This is a genomic window from Pseudomonas sp. B13(2017) (assembly GCF_002113245.1).
In the GTDB taxonomy this organism is placed as follows: Bacteria; Pseudomonadota; Gammaproteobacteria; order Pseudomonadales; family Pseudomonadaceae; genus Aquipseudomonas; species Aquipseudomonas putida_Z.
The window spans coordinates 614,899-633,628 of record NZ_NEJX01000001.1 but is presented as its reverse complement, the minus strand read 5'-3'; the positions used below and the strand labels follow the sequence as shown (position 1 = coordinate 633,628).

Sequence of the window (18,730 nt, the reverse complement as noted above, 5' to 3'; positions counted from 1 at the left end):
GGGAATTCAAGGCAGCCGAAGGCCGCGCCACACCCCTGCAGGGTGCAGCCGGCTATCAAGGTTCAAGCGGGTGGATGGGTCGCTTAGTAGCGGCCTCTCGGAGTAGCGCAGGGGACCGGCTCGCCAGCAGCCAGGGGCAGGAAGGTATCGCTGGCGGCGTCGTAGGCTTCGATCTTGCTGGTCTCGATGTCGTAGACCCAGCCATGGATGTACAACTCACCGGCTGCCAGGCGCGAAGCCACCGAAGGGTGGGTGCGCAGGTGATGCAGCTGGGCGATGACGTTTTCCTTGGTCAGCACTTGCATGGTTTCGTGTTCGCTGCCGCACGAGCAGTTGTTCTCGACCACGGTGCGGGCCACTTCGGCGTGACGCAACCAGGCGGACACGGTCGGCATCTTGGTCAGCGATTGCGGGTTGAGTACCGCGCGCATGGCGCCACAGTCGGAGTGGCCGCAGACGATGATGTGATGCACTTTCAACGCCAGCACGGCGTACTCGATGGCGCTGGAAACGCCGCCGTTCATCTGGCCATAAGGCGGTACCACGTTACCGACGTTACGGGTCACGAACAGGTCGCCAGGCGAACTCTGGGTGATCAGCTCGGGAACGATGCGCGAGTCGGCGCAGGTGATGAACATGGCACGCGGGGTTTGCGCGGTGGCGAGCTTCTTGAACAGCTCTTGCTGCTCGGGGAAAACGTCATGGTGAAAACGCAGGAAGCCGTCGACGATGTGCTTCAGGGCGGCATCGGCGCTCTCCGCGGGGACCTGCGGTACGACCTTGGATGGGTCCTTGACGGGCATGATTCATCCTCTTGACGGTGTGTAGGTAAATCCATTTTACCGGTGAAAGATTCTGGCTATGCAGGGATTTAGATGACACGCACGGGCCATAGATCACAGTCGGTGAAGACTGATTTCCTACGCTAGCGGGGAAAACTTAACTGAAACTTAATTCGAAGGCTCTAGAACGGGTGTTCCAGATAGAAAAGGCGGGTATTGGATAATAGCAAAAAAACATCAACTGCCAAGAGCCATTACTGCAATTATCAACTTGGATTAGTTGCATTGAGGGCTGGCAATGCGCCCCATGCGGGAACCCGGAACCTGTGGGAGCGGGCGTGCCCGCGAAGGAGGCAACTCGGTACTGGCACCGGCTGCGCCGGTGTTCGCGGGCGCGCCCGCTCCCACAAGGGCCGTGCAATGGGTCCAACATCAGAACAGCGCCATCTGCCCACCCGGCGGGCAAAACGCCGAACAATCCAGCGCCTGCGCTTCTCGCCCCTCGAACTCCAGCCGTTTCATGGCCTTGGCAAAGCGCTGCGCCAGCAACTCGGCAAACACGCCTTCACCGCGCATGCGTGCACCAAACCGGCTGTCATACAGTTCGCCGCCGCGGCTCTGGCGGATCAGGCTCAATACATGCGCCGCCCGCTGCGGGTAATGGTCCTGCAGCCATTGTTCGAACAACGGTGCCACTTCCAGCGGCAGGCGCAACATCATGTAGGCTGCGCTCTGTGCACCTGCCTCCCTCGCCGCCTCCAGCAGCCGCTCCAGTTCACTGTCGTTGATCATCGGAATCATCGGCGAACACAACACGCCCACCGGCACTCCCGCCTCGCGCAACACGCGGATCGCCCGCAAGCGCGCCTTGGGTGACGCCGCACGCGGTTCCAGCACCCGTTTCAAGTCATCGTCCAGCGTGGTCAGGCTGATCATCACCCGCACCAGGCGCTGGCGAGCCATCTCGACCAGCAGGTCGAGGTCGCGCAACACCAGCGACCCCTTGGTGACGATAGTCACCGGGTGGTGAAAACGCAGCAGCACTTCGAGCAGGCGTCGGGTCAGCAGTTGTTCACGTTCGATCGGCTGGTACGGGTCGGTATTGGAACCCAGGTTGATCGGCGCGCACACGTAACCCGGTTTGCTCAGTTGTTGCGCGAGCACCTCGGCGGCGTTGGTCTTGGCAATCAGCTTGGTCTCGAAATCCAGGCCGGGGGAAAGGTCCCAGTAGGCGTGGGAAGGGCGGGCATAGCAGTAAATGCAACCGTGCTCGCAGCCACGGTAAGGGTTGATGGAGCGGTCGAAGGGCAGGTCGGGCGAGGTGTTGCGGCTGATCACCGACTTGGCCGTCTCTACCCGCACCTCGGTGCTCTGGGTTTGCGGCACCTCCTGGTACCAGCCGTCATCCTCCGCCACCGAATGGCTGGGGGCAAAGCGGTTGTGCGGATTGTGCGCCGTGCCACGGCCCTTTTGCGGTGCTGGAGGAATCATGGCCTACCCCGGATACTGTATTCATATACAGTATATTGCCTGCCTGATTCTTTCCAGCACCTCCGGTCAGCGCACGTTCACTTCAGGCCATGCCAACGTAGAAAGGGCAGCTGGCTCGACTGCCGGCCGAGGAACACCTCGATACCTTCACGCAACGGTCGCGATGCCCCTGGGGCAAGCAATGTCTCCTGCAGCGCCCGGCCTGTGGCCCGGTCCAGCAGGCCTTGGGCCTCGAAGCGGGTGAACAGGTCGAAGGCGTGCACGTCTGACCACAGATAGGCGTAATAACCGGCATCGTAGCCGTTTACCAGATGGTCGAAGGCATGCGCCGGGTGCTCGAAATCGGCCAGGGGCCAGTAGCCACAATGCTCACGGGCATCGCCCAGGCGCTGCTCGAGGGACCGGCCATCGTTCGGCATGCCATGCAGGTCCAGGTCGAACAGCGCCATGCTCAGGTCGCGCGCGGTTTCTTCCACACCTTGCTGCCGCAAGCGGCGCAGGCACTCATCGACCCGGGTCCGGGAAAGCTTGCTGCCATCCTGGAGGGGCGAAGAGATCTCCACCAGGTAATCCGCGTCCCAGACCCAACGTTCGAACAGCTTGCCGAACAGCTCCACGCCATCGGTACCGAGTTCGGTGACGTTGGACATCACGTGGTTGGTCGTGCGCACCAGCAAATGGTGCAAGGCATGGCCAAACTCATGGAACAGCTTGCGCAGTGACAGATGGTCCAGCAACGGCTGGCTACCCGGCAGCGCTGCAGGCACGTCGCTGTAGACCACCACCGAGGCCGCCTGGAAGATGCCCTCGGCATCGACCCGGCGGTTGCGAATGTAGGTGGTGAACACCGAGTCAGGTTGCTTGCCGGCATGCTGTACGGCGTCCAGGTACAGGAAACCGATCAAGGCGTTGTCCTGCCACACCTCGAACGGTTGCACGCTGTCATCCCAGGTTGCCAGCGGCTTGGCCAGCAGCGTTACGCCAAACAGTTTTTCCGCCAACTGCTGCAATGCGCTGACCACGGCATTCAGCGGGAAGTGTTCGCGCAAGGCTTCGGTGGAAAGCACCTCGCGCGACGAGGCTTGCAGGTAGGCAATGTCCCAGGGTTGGACATTCCCCAGCCCTTTGGCTGCGGCCTGGCGCTGCATATCTGCACGCCACTGCAGCACGGCCGGCCGCACATGGTCGGCCAGGTCATGAAGAAAGCCGCGCACCTGGGCAACCGAACCTGCGCTCTTCATCTGCAGGCTCTGCTCCAGATGGCTGGCAAAGCCGAGCAGGTGGGCCTTTTCTTCCAGCAGCCTCGCCAGTTGCTCCAGGTGCGAGCGATTATCCTGCCGTTGGCCGAGGCCGACGCCTCGGGTGTTATAAGCCCGGTACACGCGCTCGCGCAGCTGCCTGTTGTCAGCATGTTTGAGCACGGCGTCGGTGGTCACGCTTTCACACGCAATCAACCAACCCGGCTCACCCGCCTCCTGTGCCCTTGTAGCCAGCTCGTCACGGATGCGTTGAGGTACACCGCTCAGTTCGGATTCGTCCGTGATGCTCAGCCCTGGTCGGTTGATGTTGCTGCGAAACGCCTCCCGCGCAGCGCCAATCTGTTTCAGCAGTTCGGCCAGGCGCAGCTTGCCTGCAGGGTCGAGCGATGCACCACTGGAGGCGAACTTGCGCAGATGCCAGCGCAACGTGGCGCGTTTCTGGGCATCCAGCTGCTTGCCGATGTCGCTGTTGGCCAAGCGCTCATACAGGGCCTGCAGTGCGGAATTGGTGAACTTCTGTTCGAACCGCTCCGTGGCCTTGGCGAAGAAGTCGAAAATGGCACCGGCCCAGGCTTCGTCCCGACCAACCAATGGCGAGGCAGCATACAACACCGTCAGAAGCTGACTATCCAGCCCGTCCACCGCCAGCACCATGTCATCCCAGGTGGGCAGTGCCTGCTGGTCGCGGATGATGCGTTCGATGCCTTGCTCGTGCGCCAACAGCACATGGTCGAAGGCAACTTGCATGTTTTGAAGCGTGATCGACGGATAATCGACGGGGATACGGCTATTTTGCAGAAGGGGGTTGTCCATGGTGCAACACCTTGCTCGTAGAGAAGAGCAGGCGAGCTTGCATGGCCAGCGTGCAGCAGGTGGCCTGACTATCTACCACCCGGGCATGCCGGCCCGGGCACGGCGCCCGGGCGGCAGGACGGCTTTATTCAGCCGGTTTCTTCAGCTTCGGGTTGGGGAAGAACTGCACCGTCTGTACCTTGGCCGGCGCGGCTTTCGGCTCCAGATGGTTGACCCGGGTGCCGAGCTCCTTCGGCACCGACAAGCCCTGCTCGTTGAGGGTGTCGGTAAAGCCGCAGGCCACGCACTCGCGGTGCGGTACGCCGTCTTCGTTCCACATCATCAGCTTGTCGGTCTCGCTGCACGCCGGGCATACCGCCCCGGCAATGAAGCGTTTCTTGGTCTTGTTCACGGCTACCTCGCTCATGCTGCAGCGTCCTCGCTCAGACCACTATGGCGCAGCAAGGCATCGATGGAAGGCTCACGGCCACGGAAGTCGACGAACAGCTCCATCGGCTCGCGCGAGCCACCGCGTGCCAGGATAGCCTCGCGGAAGGCACGGCCGGTTTCGGCATTCAGCACGCCTTCTTCCTCGAAGCGCGAGAAGGCGTCGGCCGACAGCACCTCGGCCCACTTGTAGCTGTAGTAGCCTGCCGCATAACCACCAGCGAAGATGTGCGCAAAGCTGTTGGGGAAGCGGTTGTACGCCGGTGGGCGCATGACCGACACCTCGTCGCGCACGCCTTCGAGCACCTGCAGCACGCTGCGGCCGTCGCCATGGGTGGCATGCAGCTCAAAGTCGAACAGCGAGAACTCCAGCTGGCGCACCATCATCATGCCCGACTGGAAGTTTTTCGCCGCCAGCATCTTGTCCAGCAGGTCCTGGGGCAGTGGGGCACCGGTTTCGTAGTGGGCGGAGATCAGTGCCAGGCCTTCCGGCTCCCAGCACCAGTTTTCCATGAACTGGCTCGGCAGTTCGACCGCGTCCCAGGCCACGCCGTTGATGCCGGATACACCGGCATGCTCGATGCGGGTCAGCATGTGGTGCAGGCCGTGGCCGAACTCGTGGAACAAGGTGGTGACTTCATCGTGGGTCAACAGCGCCGGCTTGCCGGGCGCGGCCGGGGTGAAGTTGCACACCAGGTTGGCCACCGGGCTCTGCAACTGGCCAGCGGCTGTGCGGCGACGGTCACGCGCGCCATCCATCCAGGCGCCGCCACGCTTGTTGGCGCGGGCGTAGAGGTCGAAGAAGAAGCGGCCGACGTGCTGGCCGTTTTCCTTGATCTCGAACAGGCGCACATCCGGGTGCCAGCTGTCGAAGCCCTTGAGTTCGGCGATCTCGATGCCGTACAGGCGCTGCACGATGCTGAACAGGCCACCCAGCACCTTGTCGATCGGGAAGTAGGCGCGCAGGGCCTCCTGCGACACGCTGTAACGTTGTTCGCGCAGCTTCTCGCCGAAATAGCCGGCGTCCCAGCTGGCCAGCTCAGGGCAGCCCTGCTCGGCGGCGTAGGCCTTGAGCTGCTCCAGGTCCTGGGCGGCGAACGGCTTGGAACGCTTGGCCAGGTCACGCAGGAAGCTCAGCACCTGGTCGCTGGACTCGGCCATCTTGGTGGCCAGGCTCAGCTCGGCGTAGTTCTTGTAGCCCAGCAGTTCGGCCAGCTCCTGGCGCAGGCCGAGGATTTCCTGCATCACCGGGCCGTTGTCGAACTGGCCGGCATTCGGGCCCTGGTCCGAGGCGCGGGTGCAGTAGGCGGCGTACAGCTCTTCGCGCAGGGCGCGGTCGCTGGCGTAGGTCATCACCGCGTAGTAGCTGGGGAATTCCAGGGTGATCAGCCAGCCGTCGAGGCCCTTGGCCTGGGCGGCGGCGGCCATCTGCGCCTTGGCCGAGTCGGTCAGGCCGGCCAGCGCGGCTTCGTCGGTAACGTGCTTGGTCCAGGCCTGGGTGGCGTCGAGCAGCTGGTTGGAGAAACGGCTGCCCAGCTCGCTGAGCTTGCTCTGCACTTCGGCGTAGCGTTGCTGTTTATCCGCCGGCAGGTCGATACCCGACAGGCGGAAGTCACGCAGGGCGTGCTGGAGGATAGTCTTTTGCGCCACGTCGAAACCGGCGGCCTCGGGGCTGTCGATCAGCGCCTGGTAGGCTTCGAACAGCGCACGGTTCTGGCCCAGTTCGGTAGAGTAGGCGCTCAGCGCTGGCAGGCACGACTCGTAGGCTTCGCGCAGCTGCGCGCTGTTGCACACCGCATTGAGGTGGCTGACCGGGCTCCAGGCGGCGCCCAGGCGGTCGTTCAGCTCGTCCATGGCCAGCACCAGGCCAGCCCAGGTAGGGTTCTTGCCCTGCTTTTCGAGGATCTCGGCAATGGCTTTACGGTTGTCGGCCAGGATCGCTTCGATTGCCGGCAATACGTGTTCGGCACGGATTTGCGAGAAGGGCGGCAGATCGTAGGACTGCAGAAGCGGGTTGTTCGCACTCACGGTTTGGATACCTTGGCAGAAGAAACACTGCCCCATCTTAATTACAATCGACGCCGACCGCAGCAGGCAGCCTGCCTATCGGCACAGATGAGAGACGCTATCATGGCTATCCGAAGCTTCCAGCAACACACTCCGAAAGTTGGGCCCAGGGCCTTCGTCGACCGATCGGCGGTAGTGCTGGGCGATGTGGAAATCGGTGAAGACAGCTCCGTCTGGCCGTTGACCGTGATACGCGGCGACATGCACCGCATCCGCATTGGCGCGCGTACCAGCGTGCAGGACGGCAGCGTGCTGCACATCACCCATGCCGGCCCGTTCAACCCGGACGGCTTCCCGCTGATCATCGGTGACGAAGTGACCATCGGCCACAAGGTCATGCTGCATGGCTGCACCCTGGGCAACCGCATCCTGGTCGGCATGGGCAGCACCATCATGGACGGCGCCATCGTCGAGGACGAAGTGATCATCGGCGCCGGCAGCCTGGTACCACCGGGCAAGCGCCTGGTCAGTGGCTACCTGTACATGGGCAGCCCGGTGAAACAGGCCAGACTGCTGAACGACCAGGAACACGCATTTTTTGCCTACAGCGCCAGTAACTACGTGAAGCTCAAGGACCAGCACCTGGCCGAAGGCTACGATCAACCGGAATAACCCCTTCGCGGGCGCGCCCGCTCCCACAGGTCTAGCGAAGCCTTCAAGGCCAGTGCCGTACCTGTGGGAGCGGGCAAGCCCGCGAAGAAGGCCACGCAGCACTCAAGTGGAACCCGCAAATGCACCAGCAAAACATCCTCTTCGACCTCGACGGCACCCTGACCGACCCGCGCCAGGGCATCACCCGCTCGATCCAGTATGCCCTGGCCAAACTGGGCATCGACGAGCCGGACCTCACCCGCCTCGAGCACTTCATCGGCCCACCCCTGCTGCAGGCCTTCATGCAGTTCTACAGCTTCGACGAAGCCAAGGCCTGGGATGCGGTGAACTTCTATCGGGAACGCTTCAGCGTCACCGGCCTGTACGAAAACCTGGTGTTCGAAGGTGTGCCGGAGCTGCTCGAGGCCCTGAACGGCCAGGGCCGCACGCTGTACATCGCCACCTCCAAGCCGTGGAAGTTCGCCCGTGAAATCGCCCGGCACTTCGCCTTCGACCACCACTTCAAGGTGATCTACGGCAGTGAGCTGGATGGCACGCGCACCAACAAGGTCGAGCTGATTCGCCACCTGCTTGATGAAGAAGGGCTGGACCCGGCGCAGACGCTGATGATCGGCGACCGCAAGCATGACTTGATCGGTGCACGCAGCAATGGCTTGCAGGCGGTGGCGGTAGGGTACGGGTTTGGTAGCCAGGAAGAACTGGTGGCGGAAGAGCCGGCCTACCACTTTGCTACCTTGGCCGAGATGCATCAGGCTTTCCTCAAGGCTTGATGGCCCTGGGGGCTACTTTGCAGCCCATCGCGACACAAGGCCGCTCCTACAGGCGATCGCGTATCTTCTGTAGGAGCGGCCTTGCGTCGCGATGGGCCGCAAAGCGGCCCCAAATTCTCACAGGTTCACCATCAACCGCTGCAACGCCACTTTCCTCTCTTCAATCGGCAACCGCCCCAGTTGCTCGACCCGCTGATAAAACCGCGCCCAGTCGCCACCCACCTCACGGAACACCGCCGCAAACGCCGGTACCCACTGGTCATACAGCCCGAACGGCAGCAACTTGGCATTGCTCATCGGCCCATACATCCAGGCGTCATAGCGCTTGTCACCACCCCACTGGGCATCACGCACCTGCCGGTATTCCCGCCTAAGCCGCTCGAACTCCGCCTGCTTGGCCGCCCGCTTCTGCACATCATCCAGAGGCCCGGCATAAATCGCCTGCAACCGCTCGCGGCTGGCCAGCACCAACCGGATGAACTGCTCACGCTGCTGCCCCTGCTCCCCGCCAGAGGCAGCCATGCCCCGCGCCACGCGCCATTGCCGCGTGCCTTCCTGCTCGACGAAGGAAGCAAACGACTCGTTGAACTCGGTGTCGTCCTGCACATAGAAGCGCTGGTGGGCCAGCTCATGGAAGATCAGCGTGGCCAGGCGCTCGTCGCTCCAACCCACCATCGACGACAGGATCGGGTCGTCGAACCAGCCCAGGGTCGAATAGGCCTCCACGCCGCCCACGTATACATCCATGCCGTCCTGGCGCATCAACGCCGCCGCCCCACGCGCCGCGCCTTGCTGGTAATAGCCGCGATAGGCCACACACCCTGCGATCGGGAAGCAGTGCGTCACTGGCTGCAACGACAGCTCGGGGGTGGCGAACACATTCCATACCACGTAAGGCCGGCCAAGGTCGGCGTACACCCGGTAGCTGCGGTTGTCCGGCAGCTTCAGCTGCTGGCTGGCAAATGCCCGTGCCTGCTTGGCGTGTTCCAGGCGCGCGCGCAATTGCGCTGAAGTGGCCGGGTTGGCCACTACCTGATCCACCGGCTGCCGTGCGCGTAGCAGCTGCCACTGGCCCTCGGCCAACTGCCCATAGTAGGCGGCGCTGCTGCAACCGTTCAGCAGGAGCACCGCCAGCAGGGGAACCAAACGGGTGAAAACAAGGTCGAGTGGCCCAGGGCCTGAGCGCTGCATAAGAATAAGTCGAAGCATCCGGGACTGTCTGACTCGCTCAAGGCCGATTCACTCCAAGACTATCTCGCCAAGGGGGAGTTTCGCCATGCGTGCACTGTTGGTCACCGGCTCACTGTTGCTGATATCCGCCTGTTCGACCTTGCCAGACCCGGACCCGAACCAGGCCTGGATCGACCTCACGCCCTACGACAACACCTCGCTGCACGCCGTGCAGGTAGATGAGCGCGACTGGGCCGACAGCCGTTACTTCGAAGTACAGCCCGGCAGCCACGAGCTGACCGTGCGCTACCAGTTTCCGGTTACCCCCAGCAATATCGGCCCGGTCGAGGAGCCGTTGTGGCGGGATTGCCAGGTCAAGCTGACCTTCAAGGATTTCAGTGCCGGCCAGCGCTACCAGCTGCAGGCTGGCAGCATCGGTTTCCGCCCCTGGATCAAACTCTACGACCATCAGCAAAAACTGGTTGGCCAGGGCTTGCCTGCAGGCTGCCAGCGCACCTGAAACGCACAAACGGCGCTATGCTTGTAGCCTATGAATCGCAAGTGGGAGTCTTGCCATGCGCCAGCCCATGATGCTGATCGCCCTCAGTGCACTGGGGGCTTGCGCCAGCCCCTTGCCGCCCGTCGACCCCAAGCAGGCCTGGGTCGACCTGTACACCATGACTCCCGGCAGGGTGATCATGGCCGACCGCCTCGACGGCAAGCGCCTGGAGGATGGCCGCTACTTCCAGGTGACGCCAGGCAAGCACGAACTGGTAGTGCGCTTCGATTACGAGATATATGGGGGCGGCCTCATGACCCAGCCCAGGGACCGTACCTGCTACCTGACCGTGCGCTTTGACAACTTCAAGGCCGGTGAACGCTATCGCCTGGAGGCACGGGCGCCGGTGATGGAACCGCAGGTGCTGCTGTATGACGGCAGCCGCAAGGTGGTGGTGAACGAGCCTAGCGAGGTGTTCTGCATTCCTTGACCTGGGGCTGCATTGCTCCTACGGAGATACGCGATCCCTGTAGGAGCGGCCTTGTGTCGCGATAGGGCCGCAAAGCGGCCCCCAAAATCCTGAACCTACCGATCATTCTTCTGATAAATGATCTTCTTGGTCCCACCATCGCAAGTCCCGACGACCATGTTCTGGTCCTTGACCTCGCTGTTGGGCACGATCTCCAGGGTATAGGACGAAACACCCTGGGCCTGGATCTTGGCCTCGATCTCGGCTTTGAGCTCCTCGCACGGCTTGACCGCCGCCAACGCAGATGTGGCGACCAGGGAAGCCAACACGGTGATTGCTACGCGAATCATGAAACGGCTCCTGAAAGGGCAGCGTGCTGCCGACGCTGTTTAGACTACAACAAACCGCCCTCATTGCACTGCTTCAACCCACCAGCGCCGCATCCAGGCTGATCTTCGCGTTCAGCACCTTGGACACCGGGCACCCGGCCTTGGCCTTGTCGGCGATCTGCAAGAACTGCGCTTCACTCGCCCCAGGCACCTTGGCCCTGAGCACCAGATGCACCGCCGTAATGGCAAAGCCATCAGCTTGCTTGTCGAGTGTCACTTCGGCAGCGGTGTCGATCCTGTCCGGGGTGAACCCCGCTTCGCCCAGCATCATCGACAGTGCCATCGAGAAGCAGCCGGCGTGCGCCGCGCCGATCAGCTCCTCCGGGTTGGTCCCGGGCGAGCCCTCGAAACGGGTATTGAAGCCGTAGGGGTTCTGCTTTAGCGCGCCGCTTTCGGTAGAAAGCAGGCCTTTGCCGTCCTTCAGGCCACCTTGCCAGATCGCCGATGCTGTCTTTTTCATGATGCCTCCTGGTCTCGGGTTACATGCTTATGGCTTCAGAGGTCAGCCGCCTACGGCAAGTTCAGAGCAATCGCACGGCAAGCATTGAATCCGTCGAATGTGCCCATACAGAGTTGAAAAGGCCTGTGGCCAAATACCTTTGCGGAGGCTCCATGACGCAGCTGCGTGACCTGAAGATTTCCACCCTCGACCTGGTGCCAGTACGCGCCGACGCCGGCCCGGCGCAGTCGCTGCGCAACTCGCTGGACCTGGCGCAGCACGTCGAGCGCTTTGGCTACAACCGCTTCTGGGTGGCCGAGCACCACAACATGGACGGCATCGCCAGTTCGGCGACTTCGGTGCTGATCGGCTACCTGGCGGGGGGTACCTCGAGCATTCGCGTGGGCTCTGGCGGGGTCATGCTGCCCAACCATGCGCCGCTGGTGATCGCCGAGCAGTTCGGCACCCTGGCCAGCCTGTACCCGGGGCGCATCGACCTGGGGTTGGGCCGCGCGCCGGGTTCCGACCAGATGACCGCCTACGCCCTGCGCCGCGACCGCGCCGGCGGCCCGGATGACTTCCCGGACGATGTCGAGGAACTGTCACGCTACCTCGGCCCGCGTACCGATGATCAAAAAGTGATCGCCGTACCAGGGCACGACACCGACGTACCGATGTGGCTGCTCGGCTCCAGCCTGTTCAGCGCTCAACTGGCCGGCATGCGCGGCATGCCCTACGCCTTCGCCTCGCACTTTGCGCCGCGCTACATGCACGAGGCGATCCGCGTGTACCGCAACCACTTCAAGCCCTCGACCACATTGGACAAGCCGTATGTGATGCTGGGCATCCCCATGGTGGTGGCGGAAACCGACGAAAAGGCCGAGTACCTGGCCACGTCGGTGTACCAGCGCATCCTCGCGCTGATTCGTGGGCAGAGCCTGATGCAGAAGCCGCCGGTGGAAAGCATGGACGGGTTGTGGCTACCCCATGAACGGGATGCGGTGGGCAGCTTCCTCGGCCTGGCGATGATCGGCAGCCCGCAGAAGGTGCGGGCCAAGGTGGAAGTGCTGCTGGAGCAGACCGGGGCGGATGAGCTGATCTTCACCTGTGATTTGTATGAGCATGCGGACCGTATTCGGTCCTATGAACTGATGGCGCAGGCTCTCAAGACCGCGTGATCTTCTTCGCGGGTAAACCCGCTCCCACAGGTACAGCGTCGCTCTCAGGCCCTGTGATATCCCTGTGGGAGCGGGCGAGCCCGCGAAGAAGCCAGCACATTAGCCGCGCCGGTACACAATCTCCTTGGTACCAGCCTCGCAGCTGCCAATCACCTTGCCGGCCGGGTCGCCCTTGTCGACGATCTCCAGCTTGTAGCCGGTAACACCCTTGGCATCCAGCTTGGCCGCAATCTCTGCCTTGAGCTCCTCGCACGGCTTGCCCGCCGCCAGCGCACCACCGGCCAGGGTCATCAGGCCCAGCGCCAGAATCAGTTTGTTCATCACTCGCTTTCCTTGTGCAGATGAAATCAGAAAGGGCGCCCGCCAAGGCGCCCCCTCCCTAAATACCCCATCATGCCGGGCTCATCCAGCCCGGCAGTGTTTCAGCTATTGGCGATACGGAAGCCGACCTTCAGCGTGACCTGGAAGTGCGCCGCCTTGTTGTCACGGATATGGCCACGGGTATCTATCACTTCGAACCACTCCAGGTGCTTGATGCTCTTGCCGGCTTCGGCCAGGGCATTGTTGATCGCCTCTTCGATGCTGGTGGTCGAAGACCCCACCAGTTCGATCTTCTTGTAGGTGTGATGATCGGTCATGAGCGCTCTCCTCGGATGATGGTGAGATTGAGCCTAGCAGCGCAGGCCTGGTTTACCTGCGAGCGGTCACCATTGGCGAAAGTTCGATCGCACTTTCCTGCGGGCCCAGGGTCGCAATCCTTACAGTCCATACTGCAAAGGAGAGTCAACATGCACCGCAATTCGCTGCGTAGAACGTCCCTGGAAAGCATGGAAGCGGAGATCGAGAGCCTTCTGAAAAGCCTGGAAAACCTCAAGCATGATGCGTCGGAGGAGTCCCAGAAATCGGTGAAGGCAATCCGCAGCAACGCCGAGAGTGCCCTGCGCCATTCGCGCCACCTGTTGAGCGATGCCTACGAGGAAGTGAAGCACCGCACCCGCCAGACCGGCATCGCCACCCGCGACTATGCCCAGGAACACCCGTACACCACCGCCGGCGTCGCCATTGGCGCGCTAGGCCTGCTGGCGGCGTACCTGATGTGCAAACGCAACTAAGCGCCCTGTCGCGCCAGTTCTGCCCTTAGCCACTGCGCCAACTGCTCGGCGCGCCCGTCCGCGGCGCGCCTGGGCACCCACAGCGCCAATGCCGCAGGGGTAGGTGAAAAGCCCCACGGCGCACTCAAACGGCCCGCCCGCAGGTCATCAGCGACCAGCGGCTGCGGCGCAATCGCCACACCCAACCCGGCCACCGCAGCTTCCAGCAGGTAATACAGGTGCTCGAAAGCCTGGCCATAGTGCAGGGTCGCCGGCTCCAACCCCTGTTCCAGCGCCCAGGTCGGCCAAGCCTGCGGGCGCGAGGTGGTGTGCAGCAAGGCTTCGCCCAGCAAGGCCTTGGCCGGCGCGCCCTGCAAGCGCTCGAAACCGGCGAAATGCGGGCTGAGCACCGGCCCGATGCGCTCCTCGGCCAGCACATGCACCTGCATGTCCGCCGGCCATGGCGGCTCGGCATACACCAGCAGCGCATCCAGCCCTGGCCGCCGCGGGTCCAGATCGCCTTCACCGGCCGACAGGTGCAGGCGCAGCTCAGGCAAATCCGCCTGCAACCGCCCCAACCGCGGGATGAACCAGCGCGCCAGCAGGCTGCCCGAGCAGCCCAGCACAAACGGCGCCTCGCTGACATCGTGGCTGAGCTCGGCGCACACGCTGCGCAGGCGGTCGAAGGCTTCGCTACTGGCATCGCGCAGACGTACGCCGGCATCTGTGAGTTTGATGCCACGCCCGTCCTTCATGAACAGCGCTACGCCCAGGTGCTCTTCAAGTACCTTGATCTGCCGGCTGACGGCGCCATGGGTGACGTGCAGCGCTTCGGCCGCCTGGCTGACGCTGTTGAGCCGTGCGGTAGCCTCGAAGGCCCGCAGGGCGTTTAGGGGAGGGAGGTCGTGGGCCATACCTGTGAGTTTTTCTGACAAGTTTGCGCAATCTTATCGGTTTTCAGCCGGGCTTGCCGTGGTTAGAGTAAAGCCCATCACTCATTCATTACGCCCTGGAGCGCCCCATGACCCAGTCCCAATACCGCCCCGGCCCCGACGCCAACGGCCTGTTCGGCTCGTTCGGCGGCCGCTACGTGGCCGAAACCCTGATGCCACTGGTGCTGGACCTGGCCCGCGAATACGAAGCGGCCAAGGCAGACCCCAAGTTCCTCGAAGAGCTGGCCTACTTCCAGCGCGACTACATCGGCCGCCCCAACCCGCTGTACTTCGCCGAGCGCCTGACCGAGCACTGCGGCGGCGCGAAGATCTTCTTCAAGCGTGAAGAACTCAACCACACCGGCGCGCACAAGGTGAACAACTGCATTGGCCAGGTGCTGCTGGCCAAGCGCATGGGCAAGAAGCGCCTGATCGCCGAAACCGGCGCCGGCATGCACGGCGTGGCCACCGCCACCGTCGCTGCCCGCTTCGGCCTGCCTTGCGTGATCTACATGGGCGCCACCGACATCGAGCGCCAGCAGGCCAACGTGTTCCGCATGAAGCTGCTGGGCGCCGAGATCGTCCCGGTCACCGCCGGCACCGGCACCCTGAAGGACGCCATGAACGAGGCTCTGCGCGACTGGGTCACCAACGTCGAAGACACCTTCTACCTGATCGGCACCGTGGCCGGCCCGCACCCGTACCCGGCCATGGTCCGCGACTTCCAGTCGATCATCGGCAAGGAAACCCGCGCCCAGCTGCAAGAGAAGGAAGGCCGCCTGCCAGACAGCCTGGTTGCCTGCGTCGGTGGCGGCTCCAACGCCATGGGCCTGTTCCATGAGTTCCTCGAAGAGCCAAGCGTGCAGATCATCGGCGTCGAAGCCGGTGGCCATGGCGTGCACACCGACAAACACGCCGCCAGCCTGAACGGCGGGGTACCGGGCGTGCTGCACGGCAACCGCACCTACCTGCTGCAGGACGAAGACGGCCAGATCACCGACGCCCACTCGATTTCCGCCGGCCTGGACTACCCGGGCATCGGCCCGGAGCACGCTTACCTTCACGAAGTGAAGCGTGTCGAGTACGTCAGCATCACCGACGACGAAGCGCTGGATGCGTTCCACGCCACCTGCCGCCTGGAAGGCATCATCCCGGCCCTGGAAAGCTCCCACGCCCTGGCCGAAGCGATCAAGCGCGCACCGAAGCTGCCCAAGGACCACCTGATGGTCGTGTGCCTGTCGGGCCGCGGCGACAAAGACATGCAAACCGTCATGAACCACATGGCCGCCCAGGAGAAACAGGCATGAGCCGTCTTGAACAACGCTTCGCCGAGCTGAAGGCCGAAGGCCGCTCGGCACTGGTCACCTTCGTCACCGCGGGCGACCCGGGCTATGACGCCTCGCTGCAGATCCTCAAGGGCCTGCCGGCAGCCGGTGCCGACGTGATCGAGCTGGGCATGCCGTTCACCGACCCGATGGCCGACGGCGTGGCCATCCAGCTGGCCACCCTGCGTGCCCTGGAAGCCGGCCAGACCCTGGCCAAGACCCTGCAGATGGTTCGCGAATTCCGTGTGGATAACCAGGCCACACCGATCGTACTGATGGGTTACTACAACCCGATCCACCGCTTTGGCGTGGAGAAGTTCGTGGCCGAAGCCAAGCAAGCGGGTGTCGATGGCCTGATCATCGTCGACCTGCCGCCAGAGCACGACGCCGAACTGGCGACCCCGGCCCAGGCTGCGGGTATCGACTTCATCCGCCTGACCACCCCGACCACAGACGACGCGCGCCTGCCGCGCGTGCTGGAGCGCAGCTCCGGGTTCGTCTACTACGTGTCGGTGGCCGGTGTGACCGGCGCCGGCTCGGCGACCACCGAGCACGTGACCGAAGCCATTGCCCGCCTGCGTCGGCATACCGATCTGCCGATCAGCGTTGGTTTCGGCATTCGTACGCCGGAGCAGGCTGCGGCCATTGCCCGCCTGTCGGACGGCGTGGTGGTGGGCTCGGCACTGGTCGACAAGATTGCCCAGGCCAAGAGTGCCGAGCAGGCAGTCAACGATGTATTGAGCCTGTGCTCGGCACTGGCTGAAGGGGTGCGCGGCGCCCGGCGCTGAACCGCGTCGCCTTCATCGCCGGCAAGCCAGCTCCCACAGGTACAGCGCCGCCCTCAGGCCCTGTGATATCCCTGTGGGAGCTGGCTTGCCGGCGATGAGGCCAGTACAGACCATGAAGATCTAACCCCCGAAAATCGACAGATCCAGCGGCCGCACCGCCCCCATCCAGATCGCATGGTCACGGTGGTCCGCCAGTTCATCACCGGTCAGCGGGTGCATGAACACCACCAACCCCTTCCGATACAGCGCCAACCACGGCAGCACCACCCCCACAAACTCCGGCTCGAAGGCCAGCTGGCAGCTCCAGTCCGGGTGCGGCCCCACCGGTTTCTGGTGCATGCGCCCCATGGTCACGGGAAACAGCCGCGCCGCCTCCTCGCACAGTTCACGGGCCTGGTCCATGGTCGCTGCGTCGTAGTAAACGTGGGCGTGGTAACCCTTGATCCTCTGCACGATAACTCCTGATTGCGGTCCAACCATCACCACCTGCAAAGGGAGTGATGCAGTGAAAAACGCCGAAACCCCAGTGTTCAAACTGGTCCTGTTCGGGCCTGAAAGCAGCCTGGGCAACGCCCTGATGGTAGAGCTGCTGTCGCGCCAGCACGAAGTCACCGCCGTGGTCGACGACCTCAACCGCCACGCGCCGCGCCCCGGCCTGCATTTCAAGATAGGCGGGCTGGGCGATGCCGACCAGGCGGAGCAGGGCGCGGCAGGCGGGTCGGCAGTAATTGCCCTGTTGTCTACGCTGGCGCCGGGCGATCTGCCCGGGCAAGCCCGCATGAGCGAGGCGCTGGTGGCGGGGCTGAAGCGTACGACTATACGCCGGCTGCTGCTGGTGGGCGATTTCGATGTGCTGGATGAGCCGGGCAAGTACAGCGAGGCGGAGCGGGAGTGTGTGGACCAGGTGGTGGACGGGTTACAGCGCAGTGCGTTGCACTGGACGCTGATCAATGCCCCGCAGGAACTGGCCGGGTTGGGGATGGAGCATTTTCGCAGCACCGAAGGTACGCTGGAGCCGGGGTTGGCCGAGCCGTTGCGGCACCTGGCCAGGGTCGCGGCAGGGATGGTGGATATGCTGGAGCTGGATTTGCACCGGGGCGAGCATCTGAACTTCGTGGTCTAGATTGCCGGGGCTGCTGTGCAGCCCATCGCCGGCAAGCCAGCTCCCACAGGGACGGCGCCATGCCCCAGGCTTGTACAGCACCTGTGGGAGCTGGCTTGCCGGCGATGGGCCGCAAAGCGGCCCCGGGGATGTCACAGGCTGCGCTCGCGCTCCAGCCAATCCACAAACCGCTCGATCAACGCCCCACGCCGCTTGCGTGGTGGCAGCACCGCGTAATACCCACGCGCCGAGCGCAAACTCCCCTCCAACGGCCGGCACAGCAACCCCTGCTCCACCAGCCCATCCACCAGGTGCCCCCAGCCAATCGCCACCCCTTGCCCGGCAATCGCCGCCTGGATCAACAACGTATAGTTATCAAACCGCAACTGCCCGGCCGGCGGCGGGCTGGCCACACCAAACCCGCGAAACACCCCCGCCCAGTCAAACCAACGGCTAGCCTGCTCGCCCTTCAAGTGCAGCAAGGGCAATCGTTGCAAAGCCACGGCTGACAAGGGTTTGCCATGAATCAGCCGGGGGCTGCACACAGGGAAAACCTCCTCATCGAAGAGCCAGCGGCTCTCGCCCTGGTGAAAACGCCCGTCGCCAAACAGCACCGCCACATCGATGTCCGGTCGCAACATGCCCTGACTGCGCTCACCGGTCACCAGGCTCACGTCCACCTGTGGATAAGCCTCGTGAAAACGCTGCAGCCGTGGCATCAGCCAGAACGCCGCAAAGGCGAAGTCGGTAGCCACCTGCAGCACTTCGCGCTGGCCGCGCCCACTGGCCTGGGCGATGCCGTCCTCCATGGCCTGCAGGCCCTGATGCACCTGTTCGAACAGCACCTGGCCAGCCTCGGTCAGCTCGATACCCCGGTAAATGCGGTCGAACAGGCGCGTGCCCAACTGTGCCTCCAGCCGTTTTACTTGCTGGCTCACCGCTGGCTGCGTGGTACCCAGCTCCAGCGCCGCGGCGGTAAAGCCGCGCAACCGTGCGGCGGCCTCGAACACGCGCAAGGTATCCAGCGACAGCTCGGCAAGGTGGTCAAACATAAGCGTGGCTAATCCCAGTCATTGCCCACCGTGGGCTTTACCCATGTTATCCAAAGTCGCATCTTGATAGGCAAGC

General features: G+C 63.4%; 22 protein-coding genes. 9 read left to right on the top strand and 13 right to left on the bottom strand.

The genetic code is table 11. The features are described from left to right. Positions 1–83 precede the first annotated feature (83 nt). From CAG44_RS02920 to prlC, 5 genes are all read right to left on the bottom strand, one after another. The gene (locus CAG44_RS02920) at positions 84–803 is read right to left on the bottom strand and encodes a carbonic anhydrase (protein ID WP_013970295.1); all 720 of its coding nucleotides are present in this window, start codon (positions 801–803) and stop codon (positions 84–86) included. 411 nt (positions 804–1,214) lie between these two features. Beyond that, on the bottom strand, positions 1,215–2,273 hold the full coding sequence (locus tag CAG44_RS02915; protein ID WP_085691551.1) for a PA0069 family radical SAM protein: 1,059 nt from the start codon (positions 2,271–2,273) through the stop codon (positions 1,215–1,217). A 77-nt stretch (positions 2,274–2,350) separates the two neighbouring features. Beyond that, the gene (locus CAG44_RS02910) at positions 2,351–4,345 is read right to left on the bottom strand and encodes a M3 family metallopeptidase (protein WP_085691550.1); all 1,995 of its coding nucleotides are present in this window, start codon (positions 4,343–4,345) and stop codon (positions 2,351–2,353) included. Positions 4,346–4,469: 124 nt separating this feature from the next. Further along, positions 4,470–4,751 carry a YheV family putative zinc ribbon protein gene (locus CAG44_RS02905; RefSeq protein ID WP_013970292.1) on the bottom strand — a complete coding sequence of 94 codons (282 nt, stop codon included), beginning with the start codon at positions 4,749–4,751 and terminating at the stop codon, positions 4,470–4,472. Then, positions 4,748–6,835 carry an oligopeptidase A gene (prlC, locus tag CAG44_RS02900; RefSeq protein WP_085691549.1) on the bottom strand — a complete coding sequence of 696 codons (2,088 nt, stop codon included), beginning with the start codon at positions 6,833–6,835 and terminating at the stop codon, positions 4,748–4,750. Before prlC ends, CAG44_RS02905 begins: the two co-directional genes overlap by 4 nt. Before the next feature lie 66 nt (positions 6,836–6,901). Here prlC and CAG44_RS02895 point away from each other — a divergent pair, with 66 nt between their 5' ends. Then, positions 6,902–7,450: a gamma carbonic anhydrase family protein gene (locus tag CAG44_RS02895; protein ID WP_003261048.1), complete on the top strand. Its 549-nt coding sequence runs from the start codon at positions 6,902–6,904 to the stop codon at positions 7,448–7,450. 119 nt (positions 7,451–7,569) lie between these two features. Next, positions 7,570–8,220 (top strand): HAD family hydrolase, encoded by a 651-nt coding sequence (locus CAG44_RS02890; RefSeq protein WP_085691548.1) that lies wholly within the window; start codon positions 7,570–7,572, stop codon positions 8,218–8,220. 117 nt (positions 8,221–8,337) lie between these two features. On the opposite strand, the gene CAG44_RS02885 is transcribed toward CAG44_RS02890, so the two are convergent. After that, a complete protein-coding gene (locus CAG44_RS02885) occupies positions 8,338–9,411 on the bottom strand; it encodes an aminopeptidase (protein ID WP_085691547.1) in 1,074 nt (357 codons plus the stop codon). An 85-nt stretch (positions 9,412–9,496) separates the two neighbouring features. On the opposite strand from CAG44_RS02885, the gene CAG44_RS02880 reads away from it, so the two are divergent. Further along, a complete protein-coding gene (locus CAG44_RS02880) occupies positions 9,497–9,910 on the top strand; it encodes a hypothetical protein (protein ID WP_015268455.1) in 414 nt (137 codons plus the stop codon). 55 nt (positions 9,911–9,965) lie between these two features. Further along, the gene (locus tag CAG44_RS02875; protein WP_013970286.1) at positions 9,966–10,379 is read left to right on the top strand and encodes a hypothetical protein; all 414 of its coding nucleotides are present in this window, start codon (positions 9,966–9,968) and stop codon (positions 10,377–10,379) included. Between the two features lie 95 nt (positions 10,380–10,474). Here the strand turns inward: CAG44_RS02875 and CAG44_RS02870 are convergent, their stop codons facing one another. Both CAG44_RS02870 and CAG44_RS02865 read right to left on the bottom strand, forming a co-directional pair. Beyond that, entirely contained in the window at positions 10,475–10,708 is a 234-nt protein-coding gene (locus CAG44_RS02870) for a DUF1161 domain-containing protein (protein WP_003261043.1), read from the bottom strand. Positions 10,709–10,781: 73 nt separating this feature from the next. Next, positions 10,782–11,207 carry an OsmC family protein gene (locus CAG44_RS02865; RefSeq protein ID WP_013970285.1) on the bottom strand — a complete coding sequence of 142 codons (426 nt, stop codon included), beginning with the start codon at positions 11,205–11,207 and terminating at the stop codon, positions 10,782–10,784. 152 nt (positions 11,208–11,359) lie between these two features. Between CAG44_RS02865 and CAG44_RS02860 the strand changes: the two genes are divergently transcribed. Continuing rightward, complete coding sequence (locus CAG44_RS02860; protein WP_085588901.1) at positions 11,360–12,364, top strand: LLM class flavin-dependent oxidoreductase; 1,005 nt, start codon at positions 11,360–11,362, stop codon at positions 12,362–12,364. Between the two features lie 99 nt (positions 12,365–12,463). Here CAG44_RS02860 and CAG44_RS02855 read toward each other — a convergent pair whose 3' ends face one another. Beyond that, positions 12,464–12,685 carry a DUF1161 domain-containing protein gene (locus CAG44_RS02855; RefSeq protein ID WP_003261041.1) on the bottom strand — a complete coding sequence of 74 codons (222 nt, stop codon included), beginning with the start codon at positions 12,683–12,685 and terminating at the stop codon, positions 12,464–12,466. 101 nt (positions 12,686–12,786) lie between these two features. Continuing rightward, positions 12,787–13,002 carry a dodecin gene (locus tag CAG44_RS02850; RefSeq protein ID WP_013970282.1) on the bottom strand — a complete coding sequence of 72 codons (216 nt, stop codon included), beginning with the start codon at positions 13,000–13,002 and terminating at the stop codon, positions 12,787–12,789. A gap of 150 nt (positions 13,003–13,152) precedes the next feature. Here CAG44_RS02850 and CAG44_RS02845 point away from each other — a divergent pair, with 150 nt between their 5' ends. Beyond that, complete coding sequence (locus CAG44_RS02845; protein ID WP_003261039.1) at positions 13,153–13,476, top strand: YqjD family protein; 324 nt, start codon at positions 13,153–13,155, stop codon at positions 13,474–13,476. On the opposite strand, the gene CAG44_RS02840 is transcribed toward CAG44_RS02845, so the two are convergent. After that, complete coding sequence (locus CAG44_RS02840; protein ID WP_085691546.1) at positions 13,473–14,369, bottom strand: LysR family transcriptional regulator; 897 nt, start codon at positions 14,367–14,369, stop codon at positions 13,473–13,475. The two genes, CAG44_RS02845 and CAG44_RS02840, sit on opposite strands and share 4 nt — an antisense overlap. Positions 14,370–14,476: 107 nt before the next feature. Between CAG44_RS02840 and trpB the strand changes: the two genes are divergently transcribed. Both trpB and trpA read left to right on the top strand, forming a co-directional pair. Beyond that, positions 14,477–15,694: a tryptophan synthase subunit beta gene (gene trpB / locus CAG44_RS02835; protein ID WP_015268451.1), complete on the top strand. Its 1,218-nt coding sequence runs from the start codon at positions 14,477–14,479 to the stop codon at positions 15,692–15,694. Next, entirely contained in the window at positions 15,691–16,500 is an 810-nt protein-coding gene (gene trpA / locus CAG44_RS02830; protein WP_015268450.1) for a tryptophan synthase subunit alpha, read from the top strand. The genes trpB and trpA overlap by 4 nt, the downstream gene beginning before the upstream one ends. A gap of 120 nt (positions 16,501–16,620) precedes the next feature. On the opposite strand, the gene CAG44_RS02825 is transcribed toward trpA, so the two are convergent. Continuing rightward, positions 16,621–16,953 (bottom strand): DOPA 4,5-dioxygenase family protein, encoded by a 333-nt coding sequence (locus CAG44_RS02825; RefSeq protein WP_013970278.1) that lies wholly within the window; start codon positions 16,951–16,953, stop codon positions 16,621–16,623. A 52-nt stretch (positions 16,954–17,005) separates the two neighbouring features. Here CAG44_RS02825 and CAG44_RS02820 point away from each other — a divergent pair, with 52 nt between their 5' ends. After that, entirely contained in the window at positions 17,006–17,623 is a 618-nt protein-coding gene (locus CAG44_RS02820) for an NAD(P)-dependent oxidoreductase (protein ID WP_085588897.1), read from the top strand. 131 nt (positions 17,624–17,754) lie between these two features. Here the strand turns inward: CAG44_RS02820 and CAG44_RS02815 are convergent, their stop codons facing one another. Further along, the gene (locus CAG44_RS02815) at positions 17,755–18,654 is read right to left on the bottom strand and encodes a LysR family transcriptional regulator (RefSeq protein WP_085664219.1); all 900 of its coding nucleotides are present in this window, start codon (positions 18,652–18,654) and stop codon (positions 17,755–17,757) included. Positions 18,655–18,730 lie beyond the last annotated feature (76 nt).

Coding starts and splice junctions, on each gene's coding strand:
- CAG44_RS02920 (WP_013970295.1), bottom strand. CDS start 803: ATGCCCGTCAAGGACCCATCCAAGGTCGTACCGCAGGTCCCCGCGGAG.
- CAG44_RS02915 (WP_085691551.1), bottom strand. CDS start 2,273: ATGATTCCTCCAGCACCGCAAAAGGGCCGTGGCACGGCGCACAATCCG.
- CAG44_RS02910 (WP_085691550.1), bottom strand. CDS start 4,345: ATGGACAACCCCCTTCTGCAAAATAGCCGTATCCCCGTCGATTATCCG.
- CAG44_RS02905 (WP_013970292.1), bottom strand. CDS start 4,751: ATGAGCGAGGTAGCCGTGAACAAGACCAAGAAACGCTTCATTGCCGGG.
- prlC (WP_085691549.1), bottom strand. CDS start 6,835: ATGGGGCAGTGTTTCTTCTGCCAAGGTATCCAAACCGTGAGTGCGAAC.
- CAG44_RS02895 (WP_003261048.1), top strand. CDS start 6,902: ATGGCTATCCGAAGCTTCCAGCAACACACTCCGAAAGTTGGGCCCAGG.
- CAG44_RS02890 (WP_085691548.1), top strand. CDS start 7,570: ATGCACCAGCAAAACATCCTCTTCGACCTCGACGGCACCCTGACCGAC.
- CAG44_RS02885 (WP_085691547.1), bottom strand. CDS start 9,411: ATGCAGCGCTCAGGCCCTGGGCCACTCGACCTTGTTTTCACCCGTTTG.
- CAG44_RS02880 (WP_015268455.1), top strand. CDS start 9,497: ATGCGTGCACTGTTGGTCACCGGCTCACTGTTGCTGATATCCGCCTGT.
- CAG44_RS02875 (WP_013970286.1), top strand. CDS start 9,966: ATGCGCCAGCCCATGATGCTGATCGCCCTCAGTGCACTGGGGGCTTGC.
- CAG44_RS02870 (WP_003261043.1), bottom strand. CDS start 10,708: ATGATTCGCGTAGCAATCACCGTGTTGGCTTCCCTGGTCGCCACATCT.
- CAG44_RS02865 (WP_013970285.1), bottom strand. CDS start 11,207: ATGAAAAAGACAGCATCGGCGATCTGGCAAGGTGGCCTGAAGGACGGC.
- CAG44_RS02860 (WP_085588901.1), top strand. CDS start 11,360: ATGACGCAGCTGCGTGACCTGAAGATTTCCACCCTCGACCTGGTGCCA.
- CAG44_RS02855 (WP_003261041.1), bottom strand. CDS start 12,685: ATGAACAAACTGATTCTGGCGCTGGGCCTGATGACCCTGGCCGGTGGT.
- CAG44_RS02850 (WP_013970282.1), bottom strand. CDS start 13,002: ATGACCGATCATCACACCTACAAGAAGATCGAACTGGTGGGGTCTTCG.
- CAG44_RS02845 (WP_003261039.1), top strand. CDS start 13,153: ATGCACCGCAATTCGCTGCGTAGAACGTCCCTGGAAAGCATGGAAGCG.
- CAG44_RS02840 (WP_085691546.1), bottom strand. CDS start 14,369: ATGGCCCACGACCTCCCTCCCCTAAACGCCCTGCGGGCCTTCGAGGCT.
- trpB (WP_015268451.1), top strand. CDS start 14,477: ATGACCCAGTCCCAATACCGCCCCGGCCCCGACGCCAACGGCCTGTTC.
- trpA (WP_015268450.1), top strand. CDS start 15,691: ATGAGCCGTCTTGAACAACGCTTCGCCGAGCTGAAGGCCGAAGGCCGC.
- CAG44_RS02815 (WP_085664219.1), bottom strand. CDS start 18,654: ATGTTTGACCACCTTGCCGAGCTGTCGCTGGATACCTTGCGCGTGTTC.